Source organism: Cupriavidus necator, from assembly GCF_040578825.1.
In the GTDB taxonomy this organism is placed as follows: Bacteria; Pseudomonadota; Gammaproteobacteria; order Burkholderiales; family Burkholderiaceae; genus Cupriavidus; species Cupriavidus necator_E.
Map to the genome: position 1 here is coordinate 1 of NZ_JBEFLI010000126.1, position 10,075 is coordinate 10,075.

The 10,075-nt window shown below is 66.9% G+C and carries 10 protein-coding genes; 3 read left to right on the plus strand and 7 right to left on the minus strand.

Annotation, left to right across the window (positions count from 1 at the left end):
- Positions 1–191: 191 nt before the first annotated feature.
- The 4 genes from AB1I47_RS32585 to AB1I47_RS32600 all read right to left on the minus strand — a co-directional run bounded on the left by AB1I47_RS32585 (position 192) and on the right by AB1I47_RS32600 (position 4,479).
- Positions 192–1,268: a phosphotransferase gene (locus tag AB1I47_RS32585; protein WP_354687777.1), complete on the minus strand. Its 1,077-nt coding sequence runs from the start codon at positions 1,266–1,268 to the stop codon at positions 192–194.
- Positions 1,269–1,329: 61 nt separating this feature from the next.
- Positions 1,330–2,055 carry a histidine phosphatase family protein gene (locus tag AB1I47_RS32590; RefSeq protein ID WP_354687778.1) on the minus strand — a complete coding sequence of 242 codons (726 nt, stop codon included), beginning with the start codon at positions 2,053–2,055 and terminating at the stop codon, positions 1,330–1,332.
- An 86-nt stretch (positions 2,056–2,141) separates the two neighbouring features.
- Entirely contained in the window at positions 2,142–2,921 is a 780-nt protein-coding gene (locus AB1I47_RS32595; protein WP_354687779.1) for an oxepin-CoA hydrolase, alternative type, read from the minus strand.
- 34 nt (positions 2,922–2,955) lie between these two features.
- Positions 2,956–4,479 carry a 3-hydroxyacyl-CoA dehydrogenase gene (locus AB1I47_RS32600; protein WP_354687780.1) on the minus strand — a complete coding sequence of 508 codons (1,524 nt, stop codon included), beginning with the start codon at positions 4,477–4,479 and terminating at the stop codon, positions 2,956–2,958.
- A gap of 185 nt (positions 4,480–4,664) precedes the next feature.
- Between AB1I47_RS32600 and AB1I47_RS32605 the strand changes: the two genes are divergently transcribed.
- The gene (locus AB1I47_RS32605) at positions 4,665–5,306 is read left to right on the plus strand and encodes a glutathione S-transferase (RefSeq protein ID WP_354687781.1); all 642 of its coding nucleotides are present in this window, start codon (positions 4,665–4,667) and stop codon (positions 5,304–5,306) included.
- A 198-nt stretch (positions 5,307–5,504) separates the two neighbouring features.
- Here the strand turns inward: AB1I47_RS32605 and AB1I47_RS32610 are convergent, their stop codons facing one another.
- The gene (locus AB1I47_RS32610) at positions 5,505–6,677 is read right to left on the minus strand and encodes a pyridoxal phosphate-dependent aminotransferase (protein WP_354687782.1); all 1,173 of its coding nucleotides are present in this window, start codon (positions 6,675–6,677) and stop codon (positions 5,505–5,507) included.
- 78 nt (positions 6,678–6,755) lie between these two features.
- Positions 6,756–7,298 carry a putative toxin-antitoxin system toxin component, PIN family gene (locus AB1I47_RS32615; RefSeq protein ID WP_354687783.1) on the minus strand — a complete coding sequence of 181 codons (543 nt, stop codon included), beginning with the start codon at positions 7,296–7,298 and terminating at the stop codon, positions 6,756–6,758.
- 49 nt (positions 7,299–7,347) lie between these two features.
- Here AB1I47_RS32615 and yaaA point away from each other — a divergent pair, with 49 nt between their 5' ends.
- Both yaaA and AB1I47_RS32625 read left to right on the plus strand, forming a co-directional pair.
- Entirely contained in the window at positions 7,348–8,133 is a 786-nt protein-coding gene (yaaA, locus tag AB1I47_RS32620) for a peroxide stress protein YaaA (RefSeq protein WP_354687784.1), read from the plus strand.
- A 71-nt stretch (positions 8,134–8,204) separates the two neighbouring features.
- Complete coding sequence (locus tag AB1I47_RS32625) at positions 8,205–9,347, plus strand: M14 family metallopeptidase (RefSeq protein WP_354687785.1); 1,143 nt, start codon at positions 8,205–8,207, stop codon at positions 9,345–9,347.
- 108 nt (positions 9,348–9,455) lie between these two features.
- Here AB1I47_RS32625 and AB1I47_RS32630 read toward each other — a convergent pair.
- On the minus strand, positions 9,456–10,075 hold a 620-nt coding region (locus AB1I47_RS32630), incomplete at its 5' end, for a BspC domain-containing protein (protein WP_354687786.1).

Genomic DNA, 10,075 nt, shown 5'->3' on the forward strand with positions numbered 1-10,075 from the left:
GATCTTGTCTACTCCCCCCCGCGCGGGGGGCTGGGGGTGGCGTTGGGGGATTGAGGCAGGCGCTGGCAGGTGCTGACCGCCCGGTTTGCTCCCCTCTCCCGCAAGCGGGAGAGAGGGAGTACCCAACTGGTCATTGATAGCCAACGGCCCTTGGCACCAGAGAATCGGCAGCGATCAGCGCTTCAGGAATTTCACCCCTTCGCCTTCTGCGCATACTCCCACCCCATCTCCGCCATCGGCCGCGCACGCTTGCCGGCGTCCAGCGCCTGCGCCGACGACGCAGTGCCATCCACGACCCGCTTCATGATCCCTTGCAGGATGCCGGCGATGCGGAACATGCTGAAGGCGAGGTAGAAATACCAGTCGCCGGTGATCGGCCGCCCGGTGCGCTGCTCGTACTGGCGGCGATAGGCGGCTTCATCGGGAATGCCCAGCGCGGCGAAATCCAGCCCCGCGACGCCGCGGAACTGCCCCGGCGCGATATGCCAGCTCATGCAGTGGTAGCTGAAGTCGGCCATCGGGTGGCCCAGCGTGGACAACTCCCAGTCCAGCACCGCCAGCACGCGCGGCTCGGTGGGGTGGAACATCAGGTTGTCGAGGCGGTAGTCGCCGTGGACGATCGAGGTCAGGTCGGCATCTTCCTGGGGGATATGCTGCGGCAGCCAGTCCATCAGCGAGTCCATGGCGGGGATCGATTCGGTCTCCGACAGCTTGTACTGCTTGGTCCAGCGTTCGATCTGGCGCTGGAAGTAGTTGCCCGGCTTGCCGTAGTCGCCCAGGCCGATGGCGTTGTAGTCCACCGTGTGCAGCGCGGCGATGACGCGGTTCATCTCGTCGTAGATGGCGCCGCGTTCGGCGGGGCTCATGCCGGGCAGCGACTGGTCCCACAGCACGCGGCCGGCGACGAATTCCATGATGTAGAAGGCGCGGCCGATCACGGACTCGTCTTCGCACAGCGCGTACATGCGCGCCACCGGTACGTCGGTGCCGGCCAGCGCGGCCATCACGCGGTATTCGCGCTCGATCGCGTGCGCCGACGGCAGCAGCTTGCTCTTGGGGCCGGGCTTGGCGCGCATCACATAGGTCTGGTCCGGCGTGATCAGCTTGAAGGTCGGGTTGGACTGGCCGCCCTTGAACTGCTCCACGGTCAGCGGGCCGGCAAAGCCCTCCACGTGCTGGCGCATCCAGGCTTCCAGCGCGGCGGTGTCGAAGCGCTGCTGGTCGGCCACCGGGCGCGTGCCCTCGAAGTGCGATACGTTGCTCGTCATGCTGTCTCCGTTGGTTTTCTGTTCGGGTATCGGTTGGGATTCGGTCCGGCCGGCGGCACGCTCAGCCCTGTGGCTGGCGTCCGCGCAAGTACTGGTGCAGCAGCACTTCCATGGTGGTGTGGCGCGTGCCGCTGTGCACTGGCGTGGGCGGCGAGTAGTTGGTCATGCGCACCACCCAGTCGAGCGGGCCGTCGCCCATGTCGAGCACATTGATGCAGCCGGCGGTCTGCAGCAGCGAGCCGAAGAACACGCGCCGCCCGCAGGTGATGGCCTGCGACAGGATGGCGCGGTTGGTGCCGCCGTGCAGCACCATCAGCAGGGTGTCCCAGTCAGGGTCGGCACGCAGCCGGGCCAGCGCGGGCAGCACGCGGTCGAGGAATTCGCCGATGGTCTCGCCGTTGAGGAAGCGCTTGTCTTCGGGGACTTCGCCCTCGAAGGCGCCGACAAAGGCGTCGCGCAGGTCCTGGTTGGCGATGGCGGACAGGTCGCCGCCGCGGATCTCTTGCAGCGCCGGCCAGACTTCGGGCACGAGGTCGTCCATGCCGGGCAGTTCGGCCAGCACGCGCTCGGCCGTCTCGACGGTGCGCGGCAGGCCGCTGACGATGACGCGGTCGAAGCGGATCTCCTCGGCGGCAAAGGCGCGGCCCGCGGCGGTGGCCTGCATGCGGCCGGTCTCGTTGAGCGGCACCATCTCGGGCAGGGCGGGGCGGCCGGCCTCATCGAAGTAAGAGACGGCGCCATGCCGCATCAGGTAGATGCGGCGACGCGAGGACGGCGGCAATTCCATGCGTTGTCTCCTTGCTTTGTAGCGGCATGCCCGTCTGTCGCGGGCTGGCCTCAAGCGTGATCAGCGGTGGTGATCGACAGTGGTAATCAGCGGTACTGCGGCTTGCGCTTCTCCAGGAATGCGCTGATCCCTTCGCCGCCGTCGGGGTGGTGCAGCGCGGCCACGAAGCTGTCGCGCTCGGCCGCCAGGTGCTGGTCGAGCGACGCGGTGCCCGCATGGTTGATCAGGCCCTTGATGCGGCCAATCGCATGCGGCGATTGCCGGGCGATGCCCGCGGCGAGGCGCAGCGCCTCTGCCAGCGCCTCGCCCGGCGGCGTGACGCGGTTGATCAGCCCGAACTGCGCCAGCCGCTCGGCGTTCACCGGCTTGCCTTCCATCATCAGTTCGCTGGCGAGCTGGCGCGGCAGCGCGCGTGCCAGCTCGTACGAGCCGCCGCCATCCGGGGTGAGCCCCACCGAGACGTAGGCCATCACGAACTTAGCGTCACTGGCCGCGACCACGAAATCGCACGCCAGCACCACCGAGAAGCCAGCACCCGCGGCCGCGCCTTCCACCGCCGCGATAATCGGCTTGGGGAAGGCGTGCAGCGACCGGATCCAGCCGTTCAGCACCTCGATGCTGGCGGCCTGTACCTCGGGCGGCTGGCTGCGGTTGCCGAGCAGCCGGTTCAGGTTGCCGCCGGCGCAGAACATGCCGTCGGCCCCGGTGAAGATCACCGCGCGCACCGAATCATCGGCGGCGGCCTGTTCCAGCGCCGCTTTCGATGCCGCATAGATATCCGGGTGCAGCGCATTGCGTGCCTCGGGGTTCGAGATGGTCAGCACCAGCGTCGAATCGACGCGTTCGGATAACAGCTGTGCGGGCATGGGGGCGATCTGGTTGAGTGCGGCTTTTGCGGGATTACTGCTCTTCGGTCAGCAGCGACAGGCCCAGGCCGGCACGGCGCCACAGCCACGGGCTCGGACGGTAGCGCATGTCGCCGGTCAGCGCTTCCATATTGCGCAGCGTCTCCAGCACCAGGTGCGGGCCGACCGCGTCGCCCAGCGCCAGCGGACCCTTGGGATAGCCCAGGCCCAGGTTGACGGCGAGGTCGATATCGCCCGGCGTGGCGATGCGCTGCTGCGCGATATCGCTGGCGATATTGATGATGCAGCAGAGGATGCGCTGCGCGACAAAGCCGGCCGAGTCGCGGATCACCGTGACCGGCACGCCGTCGCTGGCGAACAGGCCGTGCGCGGCGTCACGGGCGGCGGCGCTGGTGGCCGGCGTGGTCATCAGCGTGCGGCGCTTGGTGGCCTCGAACGGCAGCAGCGTGTCGATGGCGACGGTGCGGGCCGGGTCCAGGCCCTGTTGCAGCGCGCTGGTGGTGGCGTCCAGGCCCAGCGGCGTGACGACGACCAGCGCATCGGCCGACGGCTTGTTGCCGCCTTCCGGGGTCACGCCCAGCGCGCCCAGCAGCTTGGTCACCATGGCGTGGCCGCGCTCGCTTTCGTGGCTGACCCACACGCTCGACGGGCGCGCGCCCGGCACCGCGGCCGCGGCGGGCGCCTGCTTCTGGCCCTCGGCATACGAGTAGAAACCGGCGCCGGCCTTGCGGCCGATCAGCCCGCCGACCGCGCGGATGGCGGTGATCGGCGACGGGCGGTAGCGCGGTTCCTGGTAGAACTGGTTGTAGATCGATTCCATCACCGGGTGCGACACGTCCAGCCCGGTCAGGTCCATCAGCTCGAACGGGCCCATGCGGAAGCCGGCCTGCTCGCGCATGATGTTGTCGATGTCGGCAAACTCGGCCACGCCTTCCTGTGCGACCTTCAGGCCTTCGATATTCATGCCGCGGCCGGCATGGTTGACGATAAAGCCCGGCATGTCCTTGCAGCGCACCGGCGTATGGCCCATGCGGCGCGACAGCGCCATCAGCGCATCGCCCACCGCCGGGTTGCCCGACAGGCCGTCGATGACCTCGACCACCTTCATCAGCGGCACCGGGTTGAAGAAGTGGTAGCCGGCGATGCGGCCCGGCTGCTTCGCGCCGACCGCGATCGCGGTGATCGACAGCGAAGACGTGTTCGAGGCGATGATGGCGTCTTCACGCAGCACCGCTTCCAGTTTGGCGATCAGGTCGCGCTTGACCTCGAGCTTCTCGACGATGGCTTCGAGCACCATGTCGCAGCCGGCCAGGTCCTCCAGCGCGCCGCAGGGCCTGACGCGGGCCAGCGTGGCCTCGGCGTCGGCGGCGCTGATCTTGCCCTTGTCGGCGAGCTTGGCCAGCGTCTCCTGCAAGTACTGGCGCGCCGCGGCGACGGCTTGCGGGTTAGCGTCATACAGGTTGACGGTGAGGCCCGCCTGCGCGGCGATCTGCGCGATGCCGCGGCCCATGGCGCCGGTGCCGACGATGCCCAGCGTGTCAATGGTGAAAGTGCTCATCATTCATTCAGAAAGTTGTGGTTAAATTAGCACGATCGTACGTTTTCTGCACCTTCCGGAACAGATGGGAAGGCCAAGCGGCGTGCGCTGATCGGCCAGGCCGGACACTGCAGGCCCCGGATGGTCCACAATCGCCCCGGCCCGCAACCACCGGGGGGCGATCATTCCAACAACGGAGAGACGACATGCTGAAGCTCTGCGGTTTTGCCGCCAGCAATTACTACAACAAAGTGAAGCTGGCGCTGCTGGAAAAGGAAGTGCCGTTCGAGGAGGTGCTGGCATGGATCGGTGAAACCGACCCGGCCGCGTCGCCAGCGGGCAAGGTGCCCTACATCTTCACCGAATCCGGCTCATTGTGCGAGTCGGAAGTCATCGTCGAGTATCTGGAAGCGGCTTATCCGCAGAAGCCGCTGCTGCCGAAGGATCCGGTGCAGGCCGGCAAGGTGCGCGAGATCATCACCTTCATGGAGCTGTACCTGGAGCTGACGGCGCGTGAGCTGTACCCGGAAGCCTTCTTTGGCGGCAAGGTCAGCGACAACGTCAAGGAGCGCCAGCACAAGCTGCTGAACCGCTATATCCCGGCATTTGCAAAGCTGGCGAAGTTCTCGCCGTATATCGCCGGCGACAGCTTTACGCTGGCCGATTGCGCTGCCGCGGTGCATTTGCCGCTGGTGTCGTCGTGCACCAAGATCATCTATGGCACCGACCTGCTCGCCGACCTGCCGGTGAAGGATTACCTGAAGACGCTGTCGCAGCGGGAGACGGTGCAGAAGGTCAATGCGGATCGGAAGGCGAATACGGAACTGATGCTGAGTCGGAGCAAGTAGCCCTCAACGCGGAAGGCGAGCGCGGTTTTAGGTGCGCCAAAACCGCGCGAGCTTGCCTGAGCAAGGTGTTCTCCCCCGACCCCTCTCCCGCAGGCGGGAGAGGGGAGCAAACCGCCGGCCTAGGATGGTCTGCAGAAATCAAAAACGCCCGCGAGCCATCGCGAGCGTTTTCTCTTGGGTGGGCCAATCAGCCAGCGCTTACAGCTTCCCCAATCTCTCCAGCGCCAACGCCAGCGTCTCTTCCTTCTTCGCAAAACAGAACCGCACCACCCCCGATTCCCGCGGCTGCGAGTAAAACGCCGAGACCGGAATCGCCGCCACACCGATCTCACGCGTCAACCACATCGCAAAATCGGCCTCGCTCATATCGGAAATGGCCGAGTAATCGACACACTGGAAGTAAGTCCCCTCCGACGGCAGCAGTTTGAAGCGAGAGTTGGCCAAGCCCGCGCGGAAGAAATCGCGCTTGGCCTGGTAGAACGCCGACAGCTGCAGGTAGGGCGCGGGATCGGCCATATAGTCAGCCAGCCCGTGCTGCACCGGCGTATTGACGGTGAACACATTGAACTGGTGGACCTTGCGGAACTCGGCCATCAGCGCCGCCGGCGCGGCCACGTAGCCGACCTTCCAGCCGGTCACGTGATAGGTCTTGCCGAAGCTGGAAATCACGAAGCTGCGGCGCGCCAGTTCGGGATGGCGCGACACCGAGGCGTGCGCCTGGCCGTCGTAGACCATGTGCTCGTAGACCTCGTCCGACAGCAGCAGCACGTCGGTGCCGGCCAGGATCTGCGCCAGCTTGTCCATGTCGCCCGCGCGCCAGATCGTGCCGGTGGGGTTATGCGGCGTGTTGACCAGGATCATGCGCGTGCGCGGCGTGATCGCGGCGGCCAGCTTGTCGAAGGGAACGCGGAAGTCCGGTGCTTCCAGCGTGACCGGCACCGCGGTGGCGCCGGCCAGTTCGATCGCGGGCAGGTAGCTGTCGTAGCAGGGCTCAAGCACGATCACCTCGTCGCCCGGATGCACCGCGCACAGGATCGCGGTCAGGATGCCCTGGGTGGCGCCGGCGGTGACGGTGATCTCGGTGTCCGCGCTGTACTGGTGGCCGTACAGCGCGGCGATCTTGGCGGCGATGGCCTGGCGCAGGCGCGGCACGCCGGCCATCGGCGGGTACTGGTTGTGGCCGGCGCGCATGGCCCCGGCGACGGCATCGACGATTTTCGGGTCGCAATCAAAATCCGGGAAGCCCTGGCCCAGGTTGACGGCATTCTTCTCGGTGGCGAGCGCCGACATCACGGTGAAGATGGTGGTGCCGACGGAGGGCAGGCGCGAGGGCGGCGGGGTCAGGGGGGCGAGCGTGGTGTCTGCGGACATGTTGCGAGCGTGTCGATGCTGTGAGGTGGTAAGCGGCCTGGCGCGCGGTCCGGACCGGCCGCGCGAAGTCCGGCAATTTTAAAGCGGATCGGCCGCGGTGTCGGCGCCGGCTTGCGCCGCCAGCCACGCGCCGAAGCCCGGCGGCGTCAGCACTTCCACGCCGCTGGAACGGCGCAGCCGGCTGCGCAGCTTCAGCACCGCCTTGTCCTTGGACACCAGGCACGCGGCCCCGGCAAAGTGGGCCAGCTCGACAAACTTCTGGTCGTCGGTGTCCTTGCAGCGGGGCAGCTGGATGGCGTCGTAATCGTGCTGCGCCGGCGCGGCCTCCAGCCTGGCGAGGCGGTCGACGGTGGCCAGCGCCGCGTCGATATCGACCTCGAAGCGGGCAAATTGCGGATAGGCCAGCACCCGGCGCAGCTCCTCGCGGCAGTCGGCGCGGATCACCGGGGCGATGCTGCCGTCCTCCAGTGCCTGGCGGATCGGCTCGACGTGGGGATCGCGAAAGACCAGCAGGTCTACCCAGATATTGGAGTCGAGCACCACGCGGGGCGCCGCCACGGGCGTGGATGTGACGCCGGCGAGGCTGGCGGGGAGGGTAGTTCCGGTGATGTCGAGGCGCATTCGCTACAATCTTGGCTTGTTTGACCTTGGCTTACGCCGCGATTTTGCCATGCTCATCGTTTTGTCTCCCGCCAAGTCGCTGGACTACGAGACACCCGCGCGCATCAAGACCCATACGCTGCCGCGTTTTATCGATCGTTCCGCCACGCTGATCGAGCGGCTGCGCAAGCTGGCGCCGCAGGATGTCAGCGCGCTGATGGACATCTCCGACAAGCTCGCGGTGCTCAACGTGACGCGCTATGCCGACTGGTCGCCCGAGTTCACCGCGGCCAACAGCAAGCAGGCCGTGCTGGCCTTTAACGGCGATGTCTACGATGGTCTCGACGCCGGGACGCTGTCGGCCGACGACCTCGGCTTTGCGCAGAAGCACCTGCGCATCCTCTCGGGCCTGTACGGCGTGCTGCGTCCGCTCGACTGGATGCAGCCGTACCGGCTGGAGATGGGCACGCGGCTCGATACCGCCGCCGGCAAGGACCTGTATGCGTTCTGGGGCGACGAGGTCACGCAGACGATCAATGCCGACCTGGCCGCACTGAAGCAAGAGGGTTCGCCGGAGCTGGTCAACCTGGCCTCGGAAGAGTATTTCAAGGTGGTGCGGCCCAAGGTGCTGCAGGCGCGCATCGTCACGCCGGTGTTCGAGGACTGGAAGGGCGGCCGCTACAAGATCATTTCGTTCCATGCCAAGCGTGCGCGCGGCACCATGGCGCGCTATGCGATCACGCATCGCGTGACCGAGCCGGAAAAGCTCAAGCGCTTTGCCGGGGATGGCTACGCCTTCGATGCCGCGGCCTCGGACGGCACTCGCTGGGTGTTCCGCCGCCGCCTGGAAGACTGAACCGACGCTGCATCGACACTGCCCGGACGCTGAGCCGACCGCCCGCACCCAACGCCACGAGACCGCCCGCCATGCCATCCGCCCTGCATATCTCCTCGCATTTCGATTCCGGCGCCATCGAGGTCGAGGCGCTCGACCGTGCCGACGATATCCGGCTGCGCATCCGCGCCGATTCGCACGCCGATTTCCGCCAGTGGTTCCACTTCCGGCTGCAGGGCGCGGCGAGGCAGGCGTGCCGGATGCATTTCCTTAACGCCGGGGACTGCACCTATCCGGACGGCTGGCGCGACTACCGCGCGGTGGCTTCCTACGATCGCGCGCACTGGTTCCGTGTGCCAACGCGCTTCGATGGCCAGGTGATGACGGTGGACTTTACGCCCGAGCATGACAGCGTCTGGTTCGCGTATTTCGAGCCGTATCCGGACGAGCGCCACCTGTCGTTGCTGGCCACCTGCCAGCGCTCGCCGCTGGCGAAGCTGTCGCATCTGGGCAGTACCGTCGACGGCCGCGATATGACGCGCGTGACGGTGGGCCAGCCGGCTCCCGGCAAGAAGACCATCTGGATGATCGCGCGCCAGCACCCGGGCGAAAGCATGGCCGAATGGTTTGTCGAGGGGGTGCTGCAGCGCCTGACCGGCTCCGGCGCGTGGGCGGGCGACCCGGTCGCGCGCAAGCTGCTGGAGCGCGCCGTGTTCCATATCGTGCCGAACATGAACCCGGATGGCTCGGCGCGCGGCAACCTGCGCACCAACGCCGCCGGCGCCAACCTGAATCGCGAATGGATGGCGCCCAATCCCGATACCAGCCCCGAGGTCTATCACGTGCGCCGCGCCATCGAAGCTACCGGCTGCGACCTGTTCTTCGATATCCATGGCGATGAGGGGCTGCCGTACAACTTCGTCGCCGGCAGCGAGATGCTGCCGGGCTTTACCGAAGCGCGCCGGCGCGAGCAGCTGCGCTTTATCGAGGCGTTCAAGCGCGCCTCGCCCGATTTCCAGGACGTGCACGGCTACGCCGCCAGCAAGTACAACGCCGATGCGCTCAAGCTGGCGTCCAAGTACATCGGGCATACCTTCGGCTGCCTGGCGCTGACGCTGGAAATGCCGTTCAAGGACAACGCGGACCTGCCCGACGCCGAGGTGGGCTGGAACGGCGCGCGCAGCGCGCTGCTGGGGACGGCGATGGTGCAGGCGATGCTGGATTATCTGGGCTGAGGCTTTTATACCCGCCGGTTGTCTCCCCTCTCCCATAAATGGGAGAGGGGAGACAACAATCGCTGTTTCAGCTTCGTCAGCAGCTGCCTCCGCTGCGAATCTGCGCGCTTACTGCTTCTTCTTGGCCTTGCTGCTCGTCTTGGCCGAGCCCGAAGTCGACCTGGACGAAGCGGACTTCGACGCTTTCGACGCAGACGCCTTTGACTTCGACGAGGCCGAGGCCGTGCTCTTGCCCTTGGCCCCCTTGCGGCTCTTGCTGGCCGAGGTGCGGGTCACGGCCGGTACCGCGGGTGCTGCGGCCGGCTCGCTGATGGTGGCGCCGCTGCTGTCCAGCAGCTCGTACGCCAGCATCATGCCGTCGTCATAGCCGCAGCGCACACGCACCGGCTGCCAGTCGCTGTCTCCGCGGCGCTTGTGCGCGGTGGCGGCGAAGGTCACCACGGAGCTGACCGGCACCGCCTGCTTGCCGGGCGAGAAGCGTCCGCTCCACGGCTCGACCGTGGCCTGGCCGGCGCCGAGCGCGCCGGTGGGAATTTTCAGCGCATCGTAGGTGGCCGAGCGCGGCACCACCCAGCTTGCGTGCGCGGCACAGTCGGCCACGTCGCTGCTGGCGTTCTCGGTCTTCATCAGCTGCTCGCGCATGCGTGCGCGGTACTCGGACAGGCTGACGCGGCCGCGGTCGGGCAGGGTGATGGTCTTGGTGGGCGGTGCGGTGGAGGCGGCAGGTG

What these genes read in the sequence shown, in the direction of transcription:
- AB1I47_RS32590 (WP_354687778.1), bottom strand. Translation starts at nt 2,055, where the DNA reads ATGGAATTGCCGCCGTCCTCGCGTCGCCGCATCTACCTGATGCGGCAT.
- AB1I47_RS32600 (WP_354687780.1), bottom strand. Translation starts at nt 4,479, where the DNA reads ATGAGCACTTTCACCATTGACACGCTGGGCATCGTCGGCACCGGCGCC.
- AB1I47_RS32610 (WP_354687782.1), bottom strand. Translation starts at nt 6,677, where the DNA reads ATGTCCGCAGACACCACGCTCGCCCCCCTGACCCCGCCGCCCTCGCGC.
- AB1I47_RS32615 (WP_354687783.1), bottom strand. Translation starts at nt 7,298, where the DNA reads ATGCGCCTCGACATCACCGGAACTACCCTCCCCGCCAGCCTCGCCGGC.
- yaaA (WP_354687784.1), top strand. Translation starts at nt 7,348, where the DNA reads ATGCTCATCGTTTTGTCTCCCGCCAAGTCGCTGGACTACGAGACACCC.
- AB1I47_RS32605 (WP_354687781.1), top strand. Translation starts at nt 4,665, where the DNA reads ATGCTGAAGCTCTGCGGTTTTGCCGCCAGCAATTACTACAACAAAGTG.
- AB1I47_RS32585 (WP_354687777.1), bottom strand. Translation starts at nt 1,268, where the DNA reads ATGACGAGCAACGTATCGCACTTCGAGGGCACGCGCCCGGTGGCCGAC.
- AB1I47_RS32595 (WP_354687779.1), bottom strand. Translation starts at nt 2,921, where the DNA reads ATGCCCGCACAGCTGTTATCCGAACGCGTCGATTCGACGCTGGTGCTG.
- AB1I47_RS32625 (WP_354687785.1), top strand. Translation starts at nt 8,205, where the DNA reads ATGCCATCCGCCCTGCATATCTCCTCGCATTTCGATTCCGGCGCCATC.